At 66.4% G+C, this 23,771-nt stretch carries 18 protein-coding genes, 2 tRNA genes and 4 pseudogenes; 19 read left to right on the forward strand and 5 right to left on the reverse strand.

Features of this window, described 5'->3' with window-relative positions; all coding sequences use genetic code 11:
- Positions 1 to 32: 32 nt before the first annotated feature.
- The 10 genes and pseudogenes from V8F63_RS12185 (at position 33) to V8F63_RS12230 (ending at position 10,669) form a co-directional block, all read left to right on the forward strand.
- A complete protein-coding gene (locus tag V8F63_RS12185) occupies positions 33 to 1,475 on the forward strand; it encodes a TonB-dependent receptor plug domain-containing protein (protein WP_392353392.1) in 1,443 nt (480 codons plus the stop codon).
- Positions 1,475 to 2,623, forward strand: a pseudogene (locus V8F63_RS12190) (TonB-dependent receptor); the annotation flags it as partial. The gene V8F63_RS12185 and the pseudogene V8F63_RS12190, both read left to right, overlap by 1 nt.
- Before the next feature lie 21 nt (positions 2,624 to 2,644).
- Positions 2,645 to 3,046: a serine hydrolase domain-containing protein gene (locus V8F63_RS12195; RefSeq protein WP_392353394.1), complete on the forward strand. Its 402-nt coding sequence runs from the start codon at positions 2,645 to 2,647 to the stop codon at positions 3,044 to 3,046.
- Positions 2,956 to 3,912 (forward strand): serine hydrolase, encoded by a 957-nt coding sequence (locus V8F63_RS12200; protein WP_392355088.1) that lies wholly within the window; start codon positions 2,956 to 2,958, stop codon positions 3,910 to 3,912. The genes V8F63_RS12195 and V8F63_RS12200 overlap by 91 nt, the downstream gene beginning before the upstream one ends.
- Before the next feature lie 41 nt (positions 3,913 to 3,953).
- The gene (locus V8F63_RS12205) at positions 3,954 to 5,414 is read left to right on the forward strand and encodes an MFS transporter (RefSeq protein WP_392353396.1); all 1,461 of its coding nucleotides are present in this window, start codon (positions 3,954 to 3,956) and stop codon (positions 5,412 to 5,414) included.
- Positions 5,415 to 5,475: 61 nt separating this feature from the next.
- On the forward strand, positions 5,476 to 6,354 hold the full coding sequence (locus V8F63_RS12210) for an SDR family NAD(P)-dependent oxidoreductase (RefSeq protein WP_392355089.1): 879 nt from the start codon (positions 5,476 to 5,478) through the stop codon (positions 6,352 to 6,354).
- A 44-nt stretch (positions 6,355 to 6,398) separates the two neighbouring features.
- On the forward strand, positions 6,399 to 7,472 hold the full coding sequence (locus tag V8F63_RS12215; protein WP_392353397.1) for a carboxylesterase family protein: 1,074 nt from the start codon (positions 6,399 to 6,401) through the stop codon (positions 7,470 to 7,472).
- A gap of 13 nt (positions 7,473 to 7,485) precedes the next feature.
- A complete protein-coding gene (locus tag V8F63_RS12220) occupies positions 7,486 to 8,010 on the forward strand; it encodes a carboxylesterase family protein (protein WP_392353399.1) in 525 nt (174 codons plus the stop codon).
- 9 nt (positions 8,011 to 8,019) lie between these two features.
- Positions 8,020 to 9,192, forward strand: coding sequence for an acetyl-CoA C-acyltransferase (locus V8F63_RS12225; protein ID WP_392353400.1), 1,173 nt, complete (start codon positions 8,020 to 8,022; stop codon positions 9,190 to 9,192).
- Positions 9,193 to 9,982: 790 nt separating this feature from the next.
- A complete protein-coding gene (locus V8F63_RS12230) occupies positions 9,983 to 10,669 on the forward strand; it encodes a DUF1698 domain-containing protein (RefSeq protein WP_392353401.1) in 687 nt (228 codons plus the stop codon).
- Between the two features lie 451 nt (positions 10,670 to 11,120).
- On the opposite strand, the gene V8F63_RS12235 is transcribed toward V8F63_RS12230, so the two are convergent.
- A tRNA-Asn gene (locus tag V8F63_RS12235) sits at positions 11,121 to 11,195 on the reverse strand.
- Between the two features lie 110 nt (positions 11,196 to 11,305).
- On the opposite strand from V8F63_RS12235, the pseudogene V8F63_RS12240 reads away from it, so the two are divergent.
- Positions 11,306 to 12,119, forward strand: a pseudogene (locus tag V8F63_RS12240) (RNA methyltransferase).
- A gap of 49 nt (positions 12,120 to 12,168) precedes the next feature.
- Here the strand turns inward: V8F63_RS12240 and V8F63_RS12245 are convergent.
- Positions 12,169 to 12,242, reverse strand: a tRNA-Cys gene (locus V8F63_RS12245).
- Between the two features lie 131 nt (positions 12,243 to 12,373).
- Between V8F63_RS12245 and V8F63_RS12250 the strand changes: the two genes are divergently transcribed.
- The 3 genes from V8F63_RS12250 (at position 12,374) to V8F63_RS12260 (ending at position 15,446) form a co-directional block, all read left to right on the forward strand.
- On the forward strand, positions 12,374 to 13,003 hold the full coding sequence (locus V8F63_RS12250; RefSeq protein WP_278068905.1) for a protein-L-isoaspartate O-methyltransferase: 630 nt from the start codon (positions 12,374 to 12,376) through the stop codon (positions 13,001 to 13,003).
- Positions 13,004 to 13,138: 135 nt separating this feature from the next.
- A complete protein-coding gene (locus tag V8F63_RS12255) occupies positions 13,139 to 14,713 on the forward strand; it encodes a TolC family outer membrane protein (RefSeq protein WP_392353403.1) in 1,575 nt (524 codons plus the stop codon).
- A gap of 169 nt (positions 14,714 to 14,882) precedes the next feature.
- The gene (locus V8F63_RS12260; protein ID WP_392353405.1) at positions 14,883 to 15,446 is read left to right on the forward strand and encodes a DUF2497 domain-containing protein; all 564 of its coding nucleotides are present in this window, start codon (positions 14,883 to 14,885) and stop codon (positions 15,444 to 15,446) included.
- 33 nt (positions 15,447 to 15,479) lie between these two features.
- On the opposite strand, the pseudogene recG reads toward V8F63_RS12260, so the two are convergent.
- Positions 15,480 to 17,580: pseudogene (gene recG, locus V8F63_RS12265) on the reverse strand (ATP-dependent DNA helicase RecG).
- Positions 17,581 to 17,654: 74 nt separating this feature from the next.
- Between recG and V8F63_RS12270 the strand changes: the two are divergent.
- From V8F63_RS12270 to V8F63_RS12285, 4 genes are all read left to right on the forward strand, one after another.
- Complete coding sequence (locus tag V8F63_RS12270; RefSeq protein WP_392353407.1) at positions 17,655 to 17,984, forward strand: succinate dehydrogenase assembly factor 2; 330 nt, start codon at positions 17,655 to 17,657, stop codon at positions 17,982 to 17,984.
- A complete protein-coding gene (locus V8F63_RS12275) occupies positions 17,984 to 19,375 on the forward strand; it encodes a hypothetical protein (RefSeq protein WP_392353409.1) in 1,392 nt (463 codons plus the stop codon). Before V8F63_RS12270 ends, V8F63_RS12275 begins: the two co-directional genes overlap by 1 nt.
- On the forward strand, positions 19,287 to 21,431 hold the full coding sequence (mfd, locus tag V8F63_RS12280; protein WP_392355090.1) for a transcription-repair coupling factor: 2,145 nt from the start codon (positions 19,287 to 19,289) through the stop codon (positions 21,429 to 21,431). Before V8F63_RS12275 ends, mfd begins: the two co-directional genes overlap by 89 nt.
- Positions 21,432 to 21,617: 186 nt before the next feature.
- On the forward strand, positions 21,618 to 21,803 hold the full coding sequence (locus V8F63_RS12285) for a hypothetical protein (protein WP_392353410.1): 186 nt from the start codon (positions 21,618 to 21,620) through the stop codon (positions 21,801 to 21,803).
- On the opposite strand, the pseudogene V8F63_RS12290 reads toward V8F63_RS12285, so the two are convergent.
- Both V8F63_RS12290 and V8F63_RS12295 read right to left on the reverse strand, forming a co-directional pair.
- A pseudogene (locus V8F63_RS12290) lies at positions 21,756 to 22,007 on the reverse strand (fused MFS/spermidine synthase); the annotation flags it as partial. The gene V8F63_RS12285 and the pseudogene V8F63_RS12290 overlap by 48 nt on opposite strands.
- A complete protein-coding gene (locus tag V8F63_RS12295) occupies positions 21,974 to 23,332 on the reverse strand; it encodes a hypothetical protein (RefSeq protein ID WP_392353412.1) in 1,359 nt (452 codons plus the stop codon). The pseudogene V8F63_RS12290 and the gene V8F63_RS12295, both read right to left, overlap by 34 nt.
- Here V8F63_RS12295 and V8F63_RS12300 point away from each other — a divergent pair.
- Positions 23,304 to 23,729, forward strand: a complete 426-nt coding sequence (locus tag V8F63_RS12300) for a hypothetical protein (RefSeq protein ID WP_392353413.1) — start codon at positions 23,304 to 23,306, stop codon at positions 23,727 to 23,729. The genes V8F63_RS12295 and V8F63_RS12300 overlap by 29 nt on opposite strands.
- Positions 23,730 to 23,771: the final 42 nt, after the last annotated feature.

The following is a 23,771-nucleotide window of genomic DNA, read 5'->3' on the forward strand; positions in this document are numbered from 1 at the left end:
AAGTCGTTCGTCATTCGACGAAGCGCGCAGCCGTGTGCGGCGCTTCTCTGCTCACCCTCATGCTGGCGGCCGGCCAGGTTCAGGCCCAAGAGGCCGGGCCGGACGAAGAGGCTGTCGCCGTCGACGAGATCATCGTCACGGGTACGAGCATCCGCGGCGTGCCCCCCGTGGGCTCCAACCTCATCGGCGTGAGCCGCGCGGATGTCGAGCGTCTCGGTGCGGCCAATACGCCGGACATTCTGGCGTCCGTGCCCCAGCTGAACAGCTTCAACACCGCGCCTGTGGCCGCCAGCGGCGGTTTCGGCACCTTTGCGCCGGGCATGCGCGGCCTGCCGTCCAGCGCCACCCTGCCGCTGATGAACGGTCACCGCCTGGTGGCGGCCGCGGCCAATGACACCGCGCCCGACTATCCGTTGATCCCGGCTCTGGCCATCGAGCGTGTGGAGGTCGTGGCCGACGGCGCCTCTTCGATCTATGGCTCCGACGCTGTGACGGGCGTGGTCAACTTCATCACCCGCCGCCGCGTGGACGGTGTCGAGGCGAGCGCCAACTACGGCGTGGGCGACGCCTATTATCAGGGTCACTTCGGCGTGCTGGCCGGCAAGACGTTCGAGCGCGGCTCGGCGCTGATCGCTTATCAGTACACGCAGAACGACAGCATCACCGGCGGCGACCGCGACTATCGTACGCAGGACTTCACCAAGCAGGGCGGTCTAGATGCGCGGGCGGTCAACTGCCCGACGCCGAACGTGCTGTACGATACGAGCTTCTACGCCGTGTATCATGCGGCGCCGGGTCTGGTCGCCGGCACCAAGAACTATTGCGACAACGGCGCCGTGGTCGATCTCTACCCCTCGACCGAGCTGCACAGCCTGTTCGCGTCGGGCGAGTATCTCGTGTCGGACAAGATCCGACTGTGGGGCGAGGCCCTCTATGCTGATCGCCATGACGAAATGCGCGTGGGGCTGCCGGTTCAATCGGTGGCGATGAGCGCCGCCAATCCCTTCTTCAGAGGCCCGGCGGGTGGCGCGGCCAATGTGGCCTATGTGCTGTTCCGCCCGGACAACATCGTCGGCGCCGACCACTTCATCAACCGGGACGACAAGCAGGTCTTCAACGGCTCGGCGGGGGTTGATTTCCAGCTGCCGCGCGAGTTTGAACTGACGCTGGGCGGCACGTTCGGCCGGACGGACAACGACGCCTATATTCCGGCCATCAACACTGCGGCGATCACGGCGGCGGGTTTCGGAACCACGGCGGCGACGGCGCTGGATCCGTTCGGCGATGGCACTTCGGAAGCGGTCAAACAGGCCATCCTCTCCAATGCGGCTACGGCTGTGGGCATCACTCAGACCATGGACATGGCTTCGGCCCGTTTGAGCGGTCCGCTGTTCGAGCTGCCCGGCGGCACGATGAAAATCGCTCAAGGGGCGCCGAATACCGCAAGGAAACCTTTGAGCAGCGCGGGGTCGTAGGGGCCTCTCCGGTGCCCGAGAAGCTCGACCGCGATATCGGTTCATTCTACGGCGAAATCTTCGCCCCGCTCGTCAGCGAAGCCAATGCGCTGCCGCTGGTGCAGAAGCTGTCGCTGTCGCTGTCGGGCCGCTACGACAAATACAGCGACTTCGGCGAAACCTCGAACCCGAAGATCGGCGTAAACTGGACCCCGGCAAACGGTCTGGACCTGCGCGCCTCTTACGGCCAGTCGTTCCGTGCGCCGGGCATGCGCCAGATCGGCGCGACGGTCGGGGCCTATTATCTGGATGCGGCGACTTCAGTGGTCGGCGCCAATGACCCGACCCGCGGACCCAATCAGGTCGCCACCATCTATCTGCTGGGCGGGAACAAGAACCTGCAGCCGGAAGAGGCCGAAACCTGGTCGCTGGGCGCGGATTGGACGCCTTCGTTCGCACCCAACTTCAAGGCCAGCCTTACCTACTACAACATTGAATATATCAACACGATCGGCGTGCCCTCGGCCGCCATGGTCTTCACCGACCCGACCTTCTCCAAGGTCATCCATCGCGACCCGACCCCGAGCGAGCTTCAGGCCCTGCTGGCCGGCCATGTGAATGTCAACGTTCCGTCGGCGATCCCGGCGGCCGTGAACTTCCTCGACCTGCGCCTCAACAACTTCGGGATGCGCAGCACCGACGGTCTGGACATGTTCTTCCGCTACAACTGGCCGACCGATTTCGGTCTGGTCTATGCGGACCTGTCGGCCAACTACATCCTGAACTACGACGTCAAACAGACGCCGAACTCAGCGGTGGCCGACAGCCTGGACCTTGGCATTCCGCAAACGACGGCCCGCTTCACCCTCGGCGCCGACGTGGGCGCCTGGAGCGTGGCGAGCTTCGTCAACTTCCGCGGCGAATACACCAACAACTACGCCACCCCGACCGGCGTGGCCCAGTACACGTCCTCGCCGTACGTGACTGTCGACCTGCGCGTGTCCTGGACCCTGCCCGACGCCGGCTGGTCGCAAGGCATGACGGCTTCGCTCCAGGTCAATGACCTGCTGGACGAGACCCCGCCTTACTTCCCGGCCACCGACGGCATCGGCGGGGCTTACAACCCTATTGGCCGTTTCGTTGCGCTGAACCTGCGCAAGAAGTTCTAAGCAGCGACCTGTGGTGGCGTGATGAGTCATGAAGCACTGGCCCGTTCGCTGGGCTTTGATCCGGAAGCCCTGAAGGCCATTCGCCCGAAACTGCAGGCCTTCGTCGATCGCGACGAACTGGCCGGGATGGTGGCGCTGGCCTCGCGTAACGGGCAGGTCTTCTATGAGGAGCAGATCGGCTGGCAGGACCGCGAGGCTGAGAAGCCGATGCGTCCGGACAGCCAGTTCCGCATCGCCTCGATGAGCAAGCCGGTGACCTCGGTCCTGGCCATGATGCTGGTCGAGGAAGGGGGATGGCGCTCGAGGATCCGGTCACGCGCTGGATCCCCGAGCTGGCCAATCGTCAGGTTCTGCTCGACCCCGCCGGGCCGCTGGACCAGACCGAGCCGGCTCATCGCGACATCACGGTCGAGGACCTTCTGACCCACCAGTCGGGACTGGCCTATGCGCCCTTCTCTGAAGGGCCCATCCAGGCGGCCTACAACGCGGCGCTGGGGGATCCCGGCATCAATGAAAAGTCGGTCGATGAATGGCTGGCGGGGCTGGGGACGTTGCCGCTGTCGTGCCAGCCGGGGCATCATTTCCACTATGGGCATTCGACCGAGGTTCTCGGCTTCCTGATCGGCCGCGTCCTCGGCGTCTCGGTGCGCGAGGCCATGCTGGAGAAGGTGCTGCATCCGCTGGGGATGATGGACACCGATTTCTGGCTGCCGAAAGACAAGTTGGATCGTCTGGCCAGCCTCTATGCCTATCGGGAGGGCGTGGGTGGGCTAGGCCGGGTGGACATCCCGGTCTTCGACGCCCCGCCCGAATATACGCCTGCGGGCGGCGGACTGGTGACGACCGCACCGGATTATCACCGCTTCGCTCGCATGCTGCTGAACAGCGGCGAGCTGGACGGCGTTCGTCTGCTCAAGCCTGAGACGGTCAAGCTGATGCTGACCAACCGCCTGACGCCGGAACAGCGGGCGTATCCGTTCGCGGGCATGGACCTGTGGACCAAGTCCGGCTTCGGCCTGGGTCTGGCGATCACCGAGGACCTGACCGACAACCCCTATGGCTACGGCGAAGTCGGCAGCTTCACCTGGCCGGGCGTGTTCGGCACGTGGTGGCAGGCCGATCCGGCCAACGACATGGTGATGATCTTCCTGATCCAGCACCAGGTGCCGGTTTCCGCCAACAGCGGCTCGACGATCGCCACGGGGCGCGGCGCCGCCGGGCGCAAGGCCCTGCCGGTGTTCCAGCAAGGCATCTATGGCGCACTCAACGGGGCCGGGCGCTCGGCGTGATCTGGCCGTGGAGTTCGGGGCGAAAGCATGTGGGGAGCGGCATGAGTCACACCAGTAATCCAGCGACGGGGGCGGCCCTGCGTAGCCAGCCCCTCTCGCGCATTTTCAAACTCACCTACGGCTCGGGAGCCCTGGCCGACGGCATTGTCGTCGCCGGTTTCGGCTTCTTCCTGCTGTTCTTCCTCACGGCCGTCTGCGGCATGAGCGGCACCATGGCCGGGCTGGCCAAGATGATCGCCCTGCTGGTGGACGGGGTCGCCGATCCGGCCATCGGCCTGGCCAGCGACCGGCTGAAATCCCGCCATGGCCGCCGGGTCCCCTTCATGGCGCTGGGCCTGATCCCCTTCGTCCTGTCGTTCGGCCTGCTGTTCTCCATGCCCGAAAGCCTGACCGGAGCAGCGCAGTTCATCTACGCCACCGTCTGTCTGGTGGTGCTGCGGGTCTCGCTGTCCGGTTTCGTGCTGCCCTATACGGCTGTCGGCGCCGAGGTGACCGACAACCATACAGAGCGGGCCAGCATCGTGGCCTATCGCCTGTCGTTCCAGAACGCCGGCATCCTGCTCGGCGTGGTCCTGGGTCTGGGCGTCTTCATGTCCGGCGCCACGGGGATGTTGGAGCGCGAAAACTATGTTCCGTTCGGCTGGACATGCGCCTTCGCCATGTTCCTGGCGGGCATGATCGCCATTCGTTCGGTCTGGTCAGTTCAGCCCCGCCTGCATGGGCCGGAGGAGAGCAAGGAAAACCTGCTGCTGGGCTTCTTCCGCGAGATGAAGGAGTTGAAGCGCAACCGCTCCTTCATGCTGCTGTTCGGAACGGTGCTGCTGTATTTTCTGGCCTATTCGACCCATTCGTCGCTGGCCCTGCATTCAAGCCGCTACTTCTGGGGGCTGGATACGACGGCTATCCAGATCATCCTGCTGAGCGCCTGTCTGGGGCCGGTGCTGGGGGCGCCGCTCAGCACGCTGATCCTGCGCCGCATGGAAAAGCGCACCCTGTCGCTGATCGCCTATTTCGCCATTGCGGTGCTGCTGTTCTGGCCGCCGCTTTACCAAGTCCTGTCGCCGGTGAAACTGACGCCGGACGCGGCGGCTATCGTGCTGCTGATCAACGGCATGCTCATGGGCACGGCCATCATGGTCGGCGGCGTCGGCTTCCAGTCGATGATGGCCGACACCGCGGACGAGCATGAGTATCTGTTCGGCGTGCGCCGCGAAGGGCTGTTCTTCTCGGGTCTGACGCTGGCGTTCAAGGCGGCGTCGGGCGTCGGGGGCCTGATCGCCGGCGTGGCGCTGGACTTGATCCGCTTCCCCACGGACGTCGCTTCGCGTCCGGATCTGGTGATCCCCAGCGAGGTCCTAACCAAGCTGGCGCTGGCGTCCGGCCCGCTGCCTGCCCTGATCGCCTTCCTCGCGCCGCTGTTCCTGTTTGGCTATCGCCTGACACGCAAGCGCCACGGGGAAATCATCGGCGCTCTGGACGCCCGCAAGGCCGGCGCCGAGTGACGGCGCGCCCAGCCGGGACGGGGGCTGGCTGGCCGCTTTACGACAATGGAGAACGCTCATGATCAGACTTGACGGCCAGGTAGCCATTGTGACCGGCGCCGGCGGCGGCCTGGGTCGCTCCCACGCCCTGCTGTTGGCCAAGCGCGGGGCCAAGGTGGTCGTCAACGACATGGGCGCCGGCGCAGACGCGGTCGTGGCCGAGATCAAGGCTGCGGGCGGCGAGGCGATGGCCGCCATCGGCTCCGTCACGGACGAGGCCTTCATCAACGCCATGGTCAAGTCGGCCCATGAGCAGTGGGGGCGGATCGATATTCTGGTGAACAACGCCGGCATCCTGCGCGACAAGAGCTTCGGCAAGATGGACCTCGACGCCTTCCGCCTGATCCTGGACGTCCATGTCATGGGTTCGGTTATTCCGACCAAGGCGGTCTGGGAGATCATGCGGGCCCAGAACTATGGCCGGATCGTCATGACCAGCTCGTCATCCGGCATTTTCGGCAATTTCGGCCAGGCCAACTACAGCGCCGCCAAGATGGCCGTGGTCGGACTCATGCAGACGCTGGGCCTGGAGGGCGAGCGCTACAACATCCGCGTCAATGCGCTGGCGCCGACCGCCGCTACGCAGATGATGGAAGGCCTGATGCCTCAGGAGACGGTGGACCTGATCCGGCCAGAGTTCGTTTCGCCGGCCGTGCTGGCGCTTGTGCATGCCGATGCGCCCAACCGCACCATCATCTGCGCCGGAGCCAAGAGCTTTGAGGCCGCACGTATCTCCATGACGCGTGGCATCCACGTGCCGGCCGATGCCGAGGATATCGCCGAGATCCTGGTCGAACGGTTTGATGAGTTGATCGACCCGACCGACGATATCGTCCCGCATCAGGCCTTTGACCAATCGAAGCTGGAACTGGGCAAGGCCGGTTTCGGCCCCGGTATCTGAGGGTGCAGATGAGCAGTCTTCGATCTTTCCTTGTCGCGGGCGTGATGTCCCTGGCGCTGCTGCCGACGACGGCCCTGGCCGGTGCGCCCGTGGCGATGACCATGGCCGGTCAGGTCAGGGGTCAGGTCGAAGGCGGCCTAGCCGTGTTCAAGGGCGTTCCCTTCGCAAAGCCGCCCGTCGGCGACTTGCGATGGCGCGCGCCTCAGCCGGTGGAGGCGTGGAGCGGGGTGCAGGACGCCACGCGCTTCGGCGCGGCGTGCATGCAGGCCAAGACGCCGGTCGCGGACTATGAAGCCATCAGCGAGGACTGCCTTTACCTCAATGTGTGGGCGCCCGAGGGCGCCAAGGACCTGCCGGTCATGGTCTGGATCCATGGCGGGTCGCTGAGCATGGGGGCGGGGCACGAGCCCTTTTACGACGGCGCCGCCTTGGCTCGCGAGGGGCTGGTCGTCGTTACCATCAACTATCGCCTCGGCCTGTTCGGCTGGCTGGCCCATCCGGCTCTGAGCGCCGAGACGCCTGAGAACATCTCGGGCAACTATGGCCTGTTGGACCAGATCGCGGCCCTGGAGTGGGTGAGGGACAACATCGCCGCCTTTGGCGGGGACGCCGGTCGCGTCACCATCGCGGGCGAGAGCGCGGGCGCGCTCAGCGTCATGTACCTTATGACCTCGCCCAGGGCGGCGGGCCTGTTCCACGGCGCCATCGCTCAGAGCCCCTATATGATCACCTCGCCTGTGTTGCGCGACACGCCCTATGTCGGCTGGCCGGACTCGGAACTGGCGGGGACGACCGTGGCCACGGCGCTTGGGGCCCAGACAGCTGACGAGCTTCGCGCCCTCTCTGCCGACGAGATTTTGGCCAAGCTGCCGGCAACCGGCTATTTCCCCATGGGGACCGTGGACGGCCACATCCTGCCTAAGCAGGTGATCGACGCCATCGACGCGGGCGAACAGGCCAAGACGCCGGTTCTGGCGGGCTTCAATGAGGGTGAAATCCGCTCCTTGCGGATTCTCCTGCCGCCCAAGCCCGAGACCCAGGGCGACTGGGTCCGCGAGATCCGGACCCGCTATGGCGATCTGGCCGGTCCCTTCCTTGAGCCTCTATTCGGGGGATAACCTCGACGCCTCCATGTTGGCGGCCACGCGCGACGGTCTGTATGGCTGGAGCGCCGAGCGGCTGGTCGAGGACCAGCAGAAGGCCGGGCTGAACAGCTATCTCTACTATTGGGATCACGGCTACCCGGCTCAGGAGGCGCATAATCTGCGGGCCTTCCACGCTTCAGAAATACCCTACATCTTCGGCACAGCTGATCGCCTGCCCGCCTATTGGCCGCGGCCGCCCGCGACCCCCGAAGAAGAGGGACTGTCCCGGGCCATGACCCGCTACTGGGCCAGCTTCGTCAAGACGGGCCGCCCTCTGGCTGAGGGAGAGAGCGACTGGCCCGCCTATGGCGACACACGCGCCTATCTGGCCCTCGAAGACAGGCCATTGGCTCGCGTCAAAACCCGGAACGGTTACGACCTTCATGAGGAGGTGGTCTGTCGCCTCCGGGCCGCCGGAGATCTGGCGTGGTTCTGGAATATCGGGTTGATTGCTCCATCCGTGCCGCAGACTGAAACCTGTTCGCCCGCCTTCAACACCACTGCCCATTAAGGACCCGCCATGCGTGAAGCCGTAATCGTCTCGACCGCCCGCACCCCGATCGGCCGGGCCTATCGTGGGGCCTTCAACGACACCCCGTCGCCGACCCTGATGGCCCATGCGCTGAAGGCCGCCGTCACCCGCGCCGGCATCGATCCGTCCGAGATTGACGACTGCATCATCGGCTCGGCGCTGCCCCAGGGCGTGCAGCACACCATCGGCCGCACTGCGGCGCTGGCGGCGGGATTCTCCGTCGGCGTGGCCGGCATGACCATCGATCGGCAGTGCGCGTCCGGTCTCATGGCCATAGCCACGGCGGCCAAGCAGATCATCATCGACCAGATGCCCATCGTCGTGGCGGGCGGGGTGGAAAGCATTTCCATGGTTCAGGATGCGGCCCTGCGGGTCAGCACTGACCCGTCGGTTCTGACCCATGCGCCGGATGCCTATATGCCGATGCTGCAAACCGCCGAGGTGGTGGGTCAGCGCTATGGCATCGGGCGCGAGGCGTGCGACGCTTATGGCCTGCAATCCCAGCAGCGCACGGCGGCGGCCCAGGCCGCGGGCAAGTTCGACGACGAGATCGTGCCCCTGACCAGCCGCATGAAGGTCGTGGACAAGGCCACGGGCGAGGTCTCCTATCGCGACGTCACGCTCGAGAAGGACGAGGGCAATCGCGCTGACACCACGCTGGAGGGCCTGCAGGGCCTGCGCACAGTGATCGAGGGCGGCATCATCACGGCGGGCAACGCCAGCCAGCTGTCAGACGGCGCCTCGGCCTGTGTTCTTATGGAGGCAGGGGAGGCGGCGCGTCGCGGCCTGCAACCGCTGGGTCGCTATGTCGGCATGGCCGTGGCGGGCACCGAACCGGACGAAATGGGCATAGGCCCCGTCTTCGCCGTGCCGCGTCTTCTGGAACGCTTCGGCCTCAAGGTCTCCGACATCGGCCTATGGGAACTGAACGAAGCTTTTGCGGTCCAGGTGCTGTATTGCCGCGACCGTTTGGGCATTCCGGATGATAGGCTGAACGTCAACGGCGGCGCCATTTCGATCGGCCATCCCTACGGCATGTCGGGCGCCCGCATGGTCGGCCACGCCCTGATCGAAGCCAAGCGGCGGGGCGAACGTTATGCCGTCGTCACCATGTGCGTCGGCGGCGGCATGGGCGCGGCGGGATTGTTCGAAGTTCTCTGAGCTTCGGCTCCCGCGTGGATAAAATAAAGCGCCACATGGTCGAAGTCAGCCAGGCGGACTGAGCGTCATGACGCGCGCGCGGACTACAGCGCGCGTCCTTGAGCCTTTTAGCGGCTTCTTTCGGCGTCGAGCGTATCGATAGCGGCGGCCTCCATGATCGAGGCCGCCTCGGCGCGCCGATCATGATCTCATCATGATCCAAGAAGCGCTGATATCGATAAGCGGTTCACGGCAATTGGAGGCAGGTGGAGGCAGGGTCGACCGACGCGCGCTCGCCAGTCCTATCGCGCGGAATCAAGAAATCGTCGATGACGCTTGTATTGGCTCCCTGGGCGACCCGTGGCCTTGAGGTCGCGAATGATGTCGAACAGCGCCTTGGTCATGCCGCATCCGCCTTGGTCCTGCGCGGATCGCCGCGACCTGGGCCAGCACCTTCGTCATCTGTTTGCCCGATGGCGTGACAACTATGAGCGTCGCTGCAAACACGATTATCCAGGCCAGCGTCGAGACGACGAAAACCGGCTGGCCGAAGCAGATCGCCAGCCCAAGGATCACGACCAGAACGGTCAGGGCAGCGAGGTAGTCCAGTCGGTTCGCGCAGGGCGAGTGCTCAATCGCGGCGGCGGCGTCAGCGATCAGATCCAGCCTCTGCGGATGGGCTTCGAAGATGCCGCACCATTCAGCAGGGAAGGTTGCTCAAGACTGCACCGGCTTTCGTGGAGAAGCCGCCCCTTGTTTTTCGCCCGATCGAGCGTCAGAAATGAACAAAGTTCTTCTAACAAGGTTCATTATGCAGCACGCCGCACACCGCGAAGTTCCCGCTAACATCACCTGGTTTCATTCGATCGACCTAGGCGGGGGCGTCGTCACTCCTGGCTTCAAGTCGAACCAGATGTGCAACGACGAAGCCAACACGATCTTCGGCTATCCGGTGAAGGGAAAGACGTTTCTGGACATCGGCGCCTGGGACGGCTTCTTCTCTTTCGAGGCTGAGCGGCGAGGTGCGGCGCGCGTCCTGGCCACCGACCACTACTGCTGGAGCGGACCGGGCTGGGGCACCCAGGACGGCTTCAACTGGGTGCGCGACGTTACCGGGTCCAAAGTCGAAGACATGGACATCGACCCCACGCAAATCTCACCCGAAACGGTGGGTGAGTTCGATGTCGTGCTGCTCTCGGGCGTCATCTATCACGTCCGTGATCCGCTGACGGTCATCGAGAACGCCGGGCGAGTGGCCAAGGAATGCCTCATTATCGAGACCTGTCTGGCACTGTTCGACGAGCCTGATCCGGCGATGCTGTTTGTGAATGGCATGGCGTTCAATAAGGATCCGACGAACTACTACATCCCGAACCGAGCGGCGGTCGTAGCCATGCTGAAATATTGCGGCTTCAAGACCGTCATGACGGCCGATCACCCCGACAACCACCTCGTTCCTCGCGAGAACGCGCGGGCCTATTTCTTCGCTACGCGCTGACGAGATCAGGCGGGCCTGATGCGCAGGCCCGCTCTTCCGCTCGCAACCCTGCCCCCAGCATCGGTGTAAGCATAGAAGGAAAGGGCGTCGCCAGCGGCCAGGCCGATCGTCCTAGAAATCCCGTTCAGGACGATCCCGGCGTGCCCCTGCTCGAAGGTCTGCCAGCGGTAGGCGTCAAGGGCGCCGCTATTCTAGCGGAACTCGACGGCGAGTGCGCCCCCAGCCGTAGTGCCGGTTTAATCGCGAGCATAAAGGGGGCACAAGATCGCCAGAGTGGGGCAAATTTTGTCGAAGTATCTGCCGTGCGACAGCACCGTGGCCAGGACGCTCAAGAGAACCGAGGGCGCATGCAGCGGACTGCATCGTGTGCGAACGTCTGACGGCTAGCCGATTGAGAGTCCGACGGATCAACGGCACTAGGGTAGTTTCTCTAGGGATTTCAATCCCCGAGTGGCTCCGCGGGTAGGATTCGAACCTACGACCAGCCGATTAACAGTCGGCTGCTCTACCACTGAGCTACCGCGGAACATCCCCTCGGGGGAGGCCGGCGTATAGCAGCGCCTTTTCGATTCATGCAACGGGTAAAACGCAGAAATCGCCAAATTTTTCGCAGAGCCCTGCGCTACAAGGGACGGCATGACTCCGATCACTGTTTTCGATCCTGATGATCCCCGCGTCGCCGCCTTTCGCGATGTGAAAGAGCGCGACCTGACCGGGCGGCAGGGGCTGTTCGTCGCCGAGGGAGAGGTGGTTCTGCGCGTCCTGGCGTCCAGGGCGTCGCTGTGCGCGCCTGTGTCAGTGCTGATCGCCGAGAAGCGGCTGGGGGGCTGAGAGAGGTGCTGGAGCGTCTTCCGTCCGACGTGCCCGTCCATGTGGCGCCTCAAGCGGTTCTGAACGCGGTGGCGGGGTTTGATCTGCACCGGGGCGTCCTCGCCCTAGGCCGCAAGCCGGACCCGGTCGAGCCGGGCGCTCTACTGGATCGACTGCCGGAGCGGGCCGTGGTCGTGATGGCGTGCGGAATCGGCAATCACGACAATATGGGCGGGCTGTTTCGTAACGCCGCCGCCTTCGGAGCCGGGGCGGTGCTGCTGGACCCGACCTGTTGCGATCCGTTTTACCGCAAGGCGATCCGGGTTTCGGTCGGCGCGGTCCTGCGCACGCCCATGGCGACGGGACTGGACGCTGAGGCCATGGTCGATCTGCTGCAGGGTAGAGGATTTGAGGTTCTGGCTCTGACGCCGTCGGCGGATCAGGCGCTGGCCGAGCTGGCGCCCGCGCCACGCACTGCGATTCTGTTGGGCAGCGAGGGGCCGGGCTTGCCGGGGAGATCATCGCGCGCTGCCGCCCCGTCGGCATCCGCATGGCGGGAGGATTCGATTCGCTGAACGTGGCGGCCACCAGCGCCGTGGCCTTGCATCACATCACGACGGCGAAGTTGGCTGAAGGCTGAAAACAAGAAAGCCGCCCCGAGGGACGGCTTTCTCGATGTTTCATCGCGATGGAGGCCTGACCGGGAATCGAACCCGGGTGCAAGGATTTGCAGTCCTCTGCGTCACCACTCCGCCATCAGGCCGTGGCCCCCGTTTCCAGAGGCCCCGCCATCGCGAGGGCCGTCAGCTATCAGATCGGATTGTCCGCTGCAACGCACGGACCTATAAGCGCGTCACATTTCTTCGCCTAAGCCGACCTGAAGGACTTCGGATTATGGATTTCGCCGCCGCCCGCAAGGTGATGCTGGACTCGCAAGTCCGCGTGAACGACGTCACCGACCGCCAACTGCACGCCGCCATCGGCGCTGTGCAGCGCGAGCGATTCTGCGCCCCTGACCGCGCCTTCTCGGCCTATGCCGACGTCGAGCCGGAGATCGTGAACGGTCGCCGCCTGATGCTGCCCCGCGATGTGGCCAAGCTGCTGCAGGGGCTGGACGCCCGTTCGGGCGAGAAGGCGCTGGCCATCGCCGCCCCCTATGCCGCCGCCGTGCTGGCGCAGATGGGCCTGCAGGTGACGGCTCAGGAATCAGATGCGGCCGTGTTCGACGTGGTCGGCGCGGCCCTGGCCGAGGCCGGCGTCGAGACGGCGGTCGCGCCGCTGAGCCAGCCGCAGGGTGAAGGTTATGACCTGATCGTCAGCGAAGGCGCGGTGATCGAGCGTCCCGATTCCTGGATCGCGGCCCTGCGTCCTGGCGGCCGTCTGGCCGTGGTGGAGCGCGACGGCGCCAGCGGCGCGGCGGTTCTTTATGTGCGCGGCCGTGAAGGCGTGTCACGCCGCGAACTGTTCGATGCGGCGCCTGACCTGCTGCCGGAAATGACGCCGGCGCCGGCGTTTGCGCTTTAACGCCTGCTTCGCGACGGAACAGGCATCGCGCTGCGTGAAAAACTTAACTGGCGTCGGGCGAGGCTAGCCGCCAACTACGCCGTTAGAAGGCACTACAGGCGCGCCGAACGGGGGGCGTCAGGCAGGGACAGGTTCATGTTGAAACGCTCGCGCGCGCTCGCTTCGGTCGCTCTGGTCGCATTGACGATGGGGGCGACGCCGGTTCTGGCCGAGTCGCTTCAGGAAGCGATCGGTCTGGCCTATCGGACCAATCCGTCCCTGCTGGCCCAACGCGCCAATCAACGCGCCCTGGACGAATCCATTGTTCAGGCGCGCGCCGGGCTGCGGCCGACCATCAACGCCTCTGCGGGCGTGGATTACAGCCGCACCCGCACGGATCGCGTGACGACGACCATTCCCGGCCAGACCATCCCGATCGATACTAACGGCGACGGCGTGCCGGACGCCACGGGCACGCTGCCGGGCAGCACCACCACCAGCGGCGGCACGATCGAAAGCGACGGCGCCAGCGCCAGCGTCAGTCTGAGCCAGAACATCTGGACGGCGGGCCGGGTGTCGCACGGCATTTCGGCTGCGGAGGCCAACGTCATGGCGGGCCGCGAAAACCTGCGTCAGGTCGAGCAGCAGGTGATGACTTCGGTCGTCCAGGCCTATGCCGATGTCGTGCGCGATCTGGAGATCCTGCGTATCCGCCAGGAGAACCTGCAGGTCCTGCGTCGCCAGCTAGACGAATCGAACGCCCGTTTTGAAGTGGGCGAGATCACCCGCACCGACGTGGCTCAGTCAGAAGCCCGTCTGGCGCAATCCGAATCCGACCTGGCCGGCGCTCAGGCGCAGTTATCCGTCTCGCGCGCGGCCTACGCCGCTGTGGTGGGGCAAGCGCCGTCCAACCTTCAGGCCTTGCCGATCCTGCCGGGTCTGCCGTCGGATTTCGATGCGGCGATGGATGTGGGCCTGGCTGAAAACCCCGGCGTTCTGGCCGCCCTCTACGCCCAGCAGGCGGCTGAGGCGAACGTGGCCGCCGCGCGATCGGAATATCTGCCTTCGGCGCGCCTGACGGCCTCCTACGGCGGTGCGGCCAACGACCTGTCCGGCTTTGACCTGACGGACCGCACCAGCTTCACCGCCGGGGCTTCGGTCTCGGTGCCGCTGTTCACGGGCGGGCTGAACCGGTCGCGCGTCGCGCAGGCTCTTGAGCGCGCCAACGCCGCCCAGATCAACGTCGAGGGCCAGCGCCGCACCGTGCTGCAAGCGGTCAGCTCGGCCTATGCTCAAAGCGCCTCGGCGAGGTCCAGCGTCGCCGCCGGTCAGGAGGCCGTCCGCGCCGCGTCGGTCGCCGCTGAGGGCGTGCGCCAGGAAGCGCAGGTCGGCCTGCGCACCACTCTGGACGTGCTGAACGCCGAACTGGAACTGCGTAGCGCCGAGGTCGCCCTGGCCAGCGCGCGCCGCAATGAATATGTGGCTCAGGCTCAGTTGCTGGCGGCGATGGGGCGGTTGGGCGGCCCCAATCTGGATCCGGCCATCGACGCCTATGATCCGGCTGACAACTACAACGCCATCCGCAATCGCGGCGCTCTGCCGTGGGACGGCCTGCTGGAGACGCTGGACCGGGTCGCTGCGCCGGCTGTGACGCCCGCTGCTGACGCCGAAGACGCGCCAGTCGACCGCCAGTTGAAGGGCGAGGTCGTTCGCACGGCGCCGCAAGGCTGAGGCCTCGCCCGCGCGGACGGACGAAAACGTCCGTTGATTCCGGCCGAGGTTGATGCGACGACAGGGCAGGGGCGAGGCGAGTCTGTATCGGCCGCGCCCGTTCGCCCTGCGCCCTTTCCGGCTCAGCGGGTGATCACCGAGATCGAGCACCGAGGTTTAAGGCTCCGACATGACCGACCACTCCGCTCAGGAACCCACGATGGAAGAAATCCTGGCGTCGATTCGCCGGATTATCTCTGAAGACGACGCCCCGGCGGAAACCGCCGCTGCGCCCGAGCCGGAACCTGCCCCTGCGCCCGAACCCGAGCCCGCTCCGATCGCGGCCGCCGAGGAAGACGTTCTTGAGCTGACGGAGCCTTATGAGGCACCGGCCGCCGAGGCCATCGGCGATCTGGTAGTCGCGGACGCAGCACCTTTCCCGGTCGAGGCCCCTGTCGTGGCACCTGAGCCTGCGCCCGCCGTCGCGCCTGAGACGGACGCCCTGGTCGGCGAAAGCGCCGCCGCCAGCGCCGCCTCGGCCTTCGCCGGCCTGGCCGCCAGCTTCCAGAAGCCGGAACCGGCGCCTGTCGCCGCCACGGGCGACATGCCCTTCATGAGCGGCAACACGGTCGAGGCCATGGTCCGCGAGATGTTGCGCCCGATGTTGAAGGACTGGCTGGACGCCAACTTGCCGGCCATCGTCGAGGCCCAGGTGCGCAAGGAAGTCGAGCGCATCGCCCGCAGCGCGGGCTGATCGCTCGAGCTTCGCCGAGTTTTTCGACGCCCCTCAGTCCGCTGAGGGGCGTTCGTTTTTCCAGTCGAACAGGGCTTCCAGCAGGCGCACGGCCTGGCCGCGCTCGCTTGCCAGCTCGGGGTCGCGGCCTAGCAGCAGGCGCGCGTCATCGGCCGCCGCCAGCAGCAGGGAGCGGTGCCGGATCGGATCGGCGAAGCGATAGGCCGGGAAGCCGCTCTGCTTCAGGCCCAGCGGGTCGCCGCCGCCGCGCAGACGGAAGTCCTCCTCGGCGATGACGAAGCCGTCCTCGGTGCGGCGCAGGGTCTCCAGCCGTTCCTTCGCCGTTTCGCCCAGCGCGCCGTCCTCGCCGCCATAGAGCAGGATGCAGGAACTGGCCTTGGCGCCGCGCCCCACGCGCCCGCGCAACTGGTGAAGCTGGGCCAAGCCGAAGCGGTCGGCGTGTTCGATCACCATGATGGAGGCGTTGGGCACGTCGACGCCGACCTCGACCACGGTCGTGGCGACGAGGACGGGCAGGCGGCCCGCCGCGAACTGCGCCATCACCGCCTCGCGCTCGGCACCCGGCATCTGGCCGTGGGCCAGGCCGACCTCCGTTCCCAGCAGTTTGCGCAGGTCTTCGGCCCGATCCTCGGCGGCGGCTAGGTCGATGGCTTCGGATTCGGCCACCAGAGGACAGATCCAGTAGGCCTGAGCGCCGGCTTTGACCGCCGACTTCAGCCGTTTGGCCACCTCGCCGATACGCGCGAGCGGCAGGACGGCCGTGGTGACAGGCGTGCGGCCGGGCGGCTTCTCCATCAGGCGGCTTACCTCCAGCTCGCCGTACTGCGTCAGCTCCAGCGTGCGGGGAATGGGCGTCGCCGACATGGTCAGCAGGTGGACGCCGCCCAGGCGCGGGTCGCCCTTGGCCTGCAAACGCTGACGCTCGCGCACGCCGAAGCGGTGCTGTTCATCGATGACGGCCAGCGCCAGCCGGTGGAACTGCACCGCATCCTGGAACAGGGCGTGGGTGCCGATGGCGACCTGAGCCTCGCCGGAGGCGAGCGCGGCCAGCTTGCCGCGCCGTTCGGCCGGGGTGTCGCGCCCGGTCAGCAACAGGCTGGACACGCCCGCCTGATCCAGCATCGGCGACAGCTTGTCGTAGTGCTGGCGCGCTAGAATCTCGGTCGGCGCCATCAGGGCGGCCTGAAAGCCGCTGGAGGCCGCATCGGCCAGGGCCAGGGCAGCGACGGCTGTCTTGCCGGAACCCACATCGCCCTGCAGCAGCCGCCCCATCTGCTCGCCGGAAGCCAGATCGGCGCGAATTTCCGTGACGGCCTGTTCCTGTGCGCTGGTCAGGGCGAAGGGCAGGGCGGCCAGCAGGCGGGCGGAGACTTCGCCCGGCGTGATGCGGGCGGCGGGCGTGATCTGGCGGGCGCGACGACGGCGCGCCAAGGCCAACTGGTGCGCGAACAGTTCGTCATAGGCCAGGCGCTGACGCACCGGGGCGTCCGGTGCCAGATCGGCCTCGTTCGTCGGGGCGTGCAGGGTCTCCAGCGCCGCGCGCCAGCCGACCCAACGCCGCGCCGCAAGCCAGTTCGGCTCCTGCCATTCCGGCAACTCAGGAGCGAGCGCGAGCGCGCCCTGCGCCAGCTTGCGATCTGGCGCGAGGTCAGGCCTTGCGTCGCCGGATAGACGGGTTCGGACAGCGGAATCTCGTCCGCCTTCTCGACCGGCAGGATGTAGTCGGGGTGGGCGATTTGAACTTCGCTGTTGAAGCGCTCGACCTTGCCCGTCACGAGACGCCGGGACCCGCGCGGAGCGAGGCTCTCAATATGGCGCGGCGACCCGGCGAACCAGATCAGGTGGATGAAGCCCGTCTCGTCGATGGCGCGCACCCTTATCGGCGCGCCGGGCTTGTGCGGTGGAATCAGGCGATCGATCACGACCTCGAAGACGCCGATCTCGCCGTCGACGGCCTCCATCGCCGTGGTGGGGCGCCGCTGGATCACGCCGCTGGGCGACAGGAACAGCACGTCGCGCACCAGCGGACCCGCCACCTTCTGCACCAGGGGCGCGCTGCGCGGCCCACGCCTTTCAGCGTGGTGACGTCCGCGAACAGGGGAAAGAGATCTCGGGCCTCATGATGATGCAGCATAGCTGGCGCAGCGGCGTCTGGAACGCTATCTGATCCGCCTCTTACCGAAGTGAACGGACAGGCAAGGAAACAGCGTGGCCGATATCGACGCACGTCCCGAGGACGCCCAGAACACCGACGACCGCAAGACGCGCCTGGGGCGCCTGTCCTTCCGCGCCTGGCGCCGGGGCTTTCGTGAGGCCGACATGGTGCTGGGGCCGTTCACCGATCAGGTCGCGCCGACGCTGAACGACGACGAATTGACCGAACTCGAGACCCTGCTGGATGAAGAGGATCAATACCTCTACGCCTGGATCATCGAGCGCGAACCGACCCCGCCTGAGTTCGACGGGCCGATGATCACCCGCATCCGCGCCTTCATGCGCGAGCACGTCGCGGCCGAAGTCGCCAAGGGCATCGGCTGATGGACGGCGCGCCGGCGCGGGCCGATATGGAGCTGGGCGGCGCGCCTGAGGGACTGGACGCCCTGATCGTCGCTGATCGCATCAAGGCGCAGGGCGGGACCGCCTTGTTCGTGGCGCGCGATTATCAACGTACGGGAAACTTCATTCAGGCGTTTCGTTTTTTCGCCAAGGATGTTGAAGTTCTTGAATATCCGTCGTGGGACTGCCTGCCGTACGACCGGCTGAGCCCAACGGCTTCGGTCGCCGCTCAGCGGATGGCGACGCTGACCCGGCTGGCCACGCGCGATCCGGCGGACAGGACGCCGCTGCTGGTGGTCGCCACTGTCGCCGCCGCCGCCCAGCGCACGCCGCCGCGCAGCGCCGTGACCGGCGCCGGGTTCGCGGCCAGGGTCGGCGCCGACCTCGATACGGACGCCCTGGAGCGCTACGTTTCGGCCAACGGCTATGTGCGCGCCTCCACGGTGTCAGAGCGCGGCGAATATGCCGTGCGCGGCGGGGTGATCGACGTCTTCCCGCCGGGATTCGAGGAGCCGGTGCGCCTCGACATGTTCGGCTCGGAGCTGGAATCGATCCGCGCCTTCGATCCCGAAACCCAACGCTCGACGCGCCAGTTGAAGGCGGTTTCTCTCTCGCCGGTGTCCGAGGTGCTGCTGGACGCGGACGCCATCTCGCGTTTCCGCAGCGGCTATCTGAACCTGTTCGGCGCGCCGGGCGACGAGCCGATGTACGCCGCCGTCAGCGAGGGCGCGCGCCGTCAGGGCGTCGAGCACTGGTTGCCGCTGTTCTACGACCGACTGGATACCCTGTTCGACTATCTGCCGGACACGGCGCCGGTCTTCCTCGACAGCCAGACGGAACAGGCGCGCGCAGAGCGCTGGAACCTGACCGTCGACGCCTATGAGGCGCGCAAGGAGGCGGCGCGCGGCAAGGGCGGGGCCGCCTATCGCGCCCTGCCGCCCGCGCGGCTTTATCTGGATGAAGGCGACTGGAACAGCGCCTTGGCCGGTCGCGCCGTGCGCCGTCTGTCGCCGCTGGCCGCCGGTTCGGGCGAGGACGCCGGCGGCCGTCTGGGCCGCAGCTTCGCCGCCGAACGGTCGCAGGACAGCGTCAACCTGTTCGCCGCCGTGGCCCAGCACGCCGAGGTGCTGAAGGGGCAGGGCAAGCGCGTGCTGTTCGCCTCGTGGTCCGAAGGCTCGGCCGAGCGTCTGGCCGCCATGCTGGGCGATCACGGCCTGACGCACGTCGTGGCGGTGCGCGACTGGGACGATGTGCAAGTGGCCCGATGGCGTCTATCTGCGCGCGGTGCTGCCGGTCGAGCACGGCTTCGTCACCGACGACCTGGCCGTCATCTCCGAGACCGACATTCTGGGCGACCGCCTGGCGCGGCCTAAGCGCAAGCGGCGGGCGTCGAACTTCCTGGCCGAGGCCTCGGCCCTGACGGCGGGCGATCTGGTGGTTCACCTGGATCACGGCATCGGCCGCTACGAGGGCCTTCGCACGCTGGAGATCCAAGAGGCGCCGCGCGATTGCCTGGAACTCCTCTACGCCGGTGAGAGCAAGCTCTATCTGCCGGTTGAAAACATTGACCTTCTGACGCGCTACGGCACAGACGCCGAAGGGGTTCAGCTGGACCGTCTGGGCGGCGCGGGCTGGCAGGCGCGCAAGGCCAAGGCCAAGGAGCGCCTGCGCGCCATGGCCGAGGGGCTGATCGCCCTGGCCGCCAAGCGGGCGCTGCGCGTATCCGACGCCATCACGCCGCCGGCCGGCTTGTTCGACGAGTTCTGCGCCCGCTTCCCCTATGAAGAGACGGACGACCAGTTGAACGCCATCGGCGACGTGCTGGAAGACCTGGGCAAGGGCACGCCGATGGATCGTCTGATCTGCGGCGACGTCGGCTTCGGCAAGACGGAGGTCGCCCTTCGCGCCGCCTTCGTCGTGGCCATGACGGGCCAACAGGTCGCTATCGTCTGCCCGACGACGCTGCTGGCGCGTCAGCACTTCAAGACCTTCAGCGAACGCTTCGCCGGTTGGCCGATCAAGGTGCGCCACCTGTCGCGCATGGTCACGGCCAAGGACGCGAATGAGACGCGCGCGGGCCTGAAGGACGGCAGCTTCGAGATCGTCGTCGGCACCCACGCGGTGCTGGCCGATCAGGTCGGCTTCAAGGATCTGGGCCTCGTCATCGTCGACGAGGAGCAGCACTTCGGCGTGAAGCACAAGGAGAAGCTGAAGTCCTTGCGGGCCGATGTTCACCTGCTGACCCTGACGGCGACACCTATCCCACGCACCCTGCAGATGGCGCTGTCGGGCATCCGCGAGATGTCGATCATCGCCACCCCGCCGGTCGACCGTCTGGCGGTGCGGACCTATGTCACGCCATGGGATCCGGTGCTGGTGCGCGAGGCCCTGCTGCGCGAGAAGTATCGCGGCGGCCAGGCCTATTACGTCGCGCCGCGCCTGAAGGACCTGCCGGACATCGAGCGATTCCTGCGCGAACAGGTGCCAGAGGTGAAGTTCGTCGTCGGCCACGGCCAGATGAGCCCGACCCAACTGGAGGAGGTGATGAGCGCCTTCTATGACGGGGAGTATGACGTGCTGGTCTCGACCACCATCGTCGAGAGCGGCATCGACATTCCGACGGCCAACACCCTGATCGTGCACCGTGCTGACATGTTCGGTCTGGCCCAACTGCATCAGATCCGGGGCCGCATCGGCCGTTCCAAGGCGCGGGCCTTCGCCTATCTGACGACCGATCCGACCAAGCCGCTGAGCCTGTCGGCCGAGCGGCGGCTGCAGGTGCTGCAGTCTCTGGACAACCTAGGCGCGGGCTTCCAACTGGCCAGCCACGATCTGGACCAGCGCGGCGGCGGCAATCTGCTGGGCGACGAACAGTCGGGCCACATCCGCGAGGTGGGCGTCGAACTGTATCAGCAGATGTTGGAAGACGCCGTCGCCGAACTGCGCGAGCAGGGCGAGGCGGCGCCGGATCGCGGCTGGTCGCCCTCGATCAATGTCGGCGCGGCTGTATTGATTCCAGAGGATTACGTCCCGGACCTGAACCTTCGCCTCAGCCTTTATCGTCGCCTGTCGGACGCCGAGAATATGGAGGATCGCGAGGCGCTCGCGGCCGAGCTGATCGACCGGTTCGGCCCGCTGCCGGACGAGGCGCAGCAACTCCTGCGGATCGTCGGCGTCAAGGCCAACTGCCGGACGGCCTGCATCGAGAAGATCGACATCGGGCCCAAGGGCGCGGTGCTGACGCTGCGCAACAACACCTTCCCCAATCCGATGGGCTTGGTGGGTCTGATCCAGAAGAACCACGCCTTCTGGAAGATCCGGCCGGACCAGAAGATCGTGGTGAAGGGCGAATGGCCCACGCCCGACGACCGTCTGAAGGTCGCCGAGCGCATCACCGCCGATCTGGCGCGGGTGGCGGGCGCGGCCTAGCCGGCGCGCCCTCATGCTGCGCACAAGGGCGCCGAACAGATTGACGTAGTCGTCGGTCCAGGGGCGCACTTCGGTCGGCTCCAGCTTGCGCCAGCGGCCGTCGGCCTTGAAGTCGGCCAGACCTTCGGGCGTAGGCGAGATGACCAGGGCCTCGGTCGAGGCTTCGGCCATCAGGGCGGCGTCGGGGTGCTCGATGTAGATCTGGTGCAGTTCGGCGGCGCCGAGTTCGCGCGCGGCGGCGACGGCGGGCAGGGTGATCTCCAGGTTGCGATTGGACAGGTGCAGCACCACGACGCCCGTCGGCTTCAGCAGCTTGAGATAGCCCTCGATCGCCTCGCGCGTCAGCAGATGGGTCGGCACCGCGTCGGATGAGAAGGCGTCGATGACCAGCAGGTCGTAGGAGCGGCGAGCTTCCTTGTTCAGCGTCAACCGCGCATCGCCCAGGACGGTGCGGACCGGGCCTTGAGCGCAGTTCGAGATGAAGGTGAACCACTTCGGATCGCGCGACAGCCGGTCGACCATCGGATCGATCTCGAAGAAGGTCATCTGATCCGAGGCGCGCTTATAGGCCGCCATTGCGCCAGAGCCCTGACCCACCACGCCGATAACGGCGCCGGGCCGCGGGCCTGGATCAGTTCGGCCGCCTGCCCGAGAGGCGTGGTCTCGGCATAGTACATGGTCGGGGCGCAGGCGAAGTCGGGGTTGCGCGCCTGGGCTCCGTGCAGGGTCGTGCCGTGCATCAGCACATGAACGTCGCCGCCCATCTTGGGGTCCGGCGTGACCGCCACACGCATGACGCCGAAGAAGCTGCGCTCGGACAGGCTCCAGTCGTAACCGCGGCCGATGTAGTGGGCCGACAGCGTCATGGCGGCGACGACAGCCGTGAACATCAGCACGCGATCGCGGATCAGGAAGGCGCAGATGGCGGCGCCGCCGAGGATGATCTGCGCCGTTGCAGTCAGGCCGAAGTCGCTGAACACTGTGCGCAACGATGCATCATAGCGCATCATCTCGAACAGCAGCGGTACAGATACGGCGATCGTCAGGCCCGCCGTCATCAGCCAGACTTCATGTTTGGCGGGACGTCCTCCCAGCCACGGCCGCGCCAGACAGACCAGCACCATGACCAGCGGATATTCGAGCACGGTCTCGAACAGCGTCGGCGCCAGCAAGGCTGTGAATGCCCCGCCCAGCACCCCGCCCAGCGACATCAACAGGTAGAACTCGGTCAGCCGGTCCGGCGCCGGGCGTCGGGCGGCCAACTGCTGGTGGCACATCAGGGTCGTGAAGAAGAAGGCGGCCAGGTGCGCCCCCAGCAGCATCAGCCAATGCCCTGTCGTCATGCCGACCATGGCGCCGATCATCACGGTGAAGGTCGCCTGCAGGATCAGGCTGACGGACAGAGGAATCCACGGCCGCGTCTGGAAGGCGATGACGAAGGTCAGCAGGTAGAGCGCCAGCGGCGCGACCCACAGGAAGGGGGCCGAAGCCACGTCTGTCGAAAGGTGCGCAGTCACCCCCAGCATCAGGCTGGAGGGCGCAGCGGCCAGCAGGATCAGGATAATCTTGCGCGTCCAGGGGATTGGCGGGCTACGCTCGTCCGAGGCGGCGGTGCGCGCGGCGCCCAGACCGCGCGGCAGGAGGACCGCCAGCACCACGATCATGGCGGCGAAGACGCCGTATCCCACCGTCCAGCCGATCCTTTGCCCGGACAGGGACGCCAGCGGCTCGATCAGGACCGGATAGGCCAGAAGCGCCAGAAAGCTGCCGAGGTTGGAGGCGGCGTACAGCACATAGGGGTTGGCTCCGTCGGGGCGACTGACGCGAGCGCGCGCATACCAGGCCTGCAGCAGCGGCGCGGTGGCTGACAGTATGGCGAAGGGCGCGCCGACCGATAGCAACAGAGCCTCCCAGCAGCCAGCCGATCGGGGCGGCTGGATCAGGATCCCCCAACGCCTCAGTAATGCTCAGCGGCAGGAAAACGGCCGCCGCCGTCAACAGCGCCAGATGCGTCACGGCCTGCCACCGGACCGACGGTATCCGTTGCAGCAGGTGGGCGTAGAGATAGCCCGCCAGCAGCGCCGCCTGGAAGAAGACCATGGCGGTGTTCCACACCGACGGCGATCCGCCCAGCAACGGCAGCACCAGCTTTGTCGCCATCGGCTGAACCAGGAAAACCAGGCTGGCCGAGGTGAAGATGGCGACGGCGAAGGCGGCAGGTGTTATCGCGTCGATCCTGCGATGCGCCGGGGACAGGACGTGTTCGGTCATGCGCTGCTTTCGACCTTGGGCGGGTGATTCCGCAGGTCGAGGCTAGGACGACTCGAGGATGGAGCGAAT

Source organism: Brevundimonas sp. LF-1 (assembly GCF_037055305.1).
Lineage (GTDB): Bacteria > Pseudomonadota > Alphaproteobacteria > Caulobacterales > Caulobacteraceae > Brevundimonas > Brevundimonas sanguinis.

What these genes read in the sequence shown, in the direction of transcription:
- V8F63_RS12195 (WP_392353394.1), top strand. Translation starts at nt 2,645, where the DNA reads ATGAGTCATGAAGCACTGGCCCGTTCGCTGGGCTTTGATCCGGAAGCC.
- V8F63_RS12205 (WP_392353396.1), top strand. Translation starts at nt 3,954, where the DNA reads ATGAGTCACACCAGTAATCCAGCGACGGGGGCGGCCCTGCGTAGCCAG.
- V8F63_RS12215 (WP_392353397.1), top strand. Translation starts at nt 6,399, where the DNA reads ATGTCCCTGGCGCTGCTGCCGACGACGGCCCTGGCCGGTGCGCCCGTG.
- V8F63_RS12220 (WP_392353399.1), top strand. Translation starts at nt 7,486, where the DNA reads ATGTTGGCGGCCACGCGCGACGGTCTGTATGGCTGGAGCGCCGAGCGG.
- V8F63_RS12225 (WP_392353400.1), top strand. Translation starts at nt 8,020, where the DNA reads ATGCGTGAAGCCGTAATCGTCTCGACCGCCCGCACCCCGATCGGCCGG.
- V8F63_RS12230 (WP_392353401.1), top strand. Translation starts at nt 9,983, where the DNA reads ATGCAGCACGCCGCACACCGCGAAGTTCCCGCTAACATCACCTGGTTT.
- V8F63_RS12250 (WP_278068905.1), top strand. Translation starts at nt 12,374, where the DNA reads ATGGATTTCGCCGCCGCCCGCAAGGTGATGCTGGACTCGCAAGTCCGC.
- V8F63_RS12255 (WP_392353403.1), top strand. Translation starts at nt 13,139, where the DNA reads ATGTTGAAACGCTCGCGCGCGCTCGCTTCGGTCGCTCTGGTCGCATTG.
- V8F63_RS12260 (WP_392353405.1), top strand. Translation starts at nt 14,883, where the DNA reads ATGACCGACCACTCCGCTCAGGAACCCACGATGGAAGAAATCCTGGCG.
- V8F63_RS12275 (WP_392353409.1), top strand. Translation starts at nt 17,984, where the DNA reads ATGGACGGCGCGCCGGCGCGGGCCGATATGGAGCTGGGCGGCGCGCCT.
- V8F63_RS12300 (WP_392353413.1), top strand. Translation starts at nt 23,304, where the DNA reads ATGGCGAAGGGCGCGCCGACCGATAGCAACAGAGCCTCCCAGCAGCCA.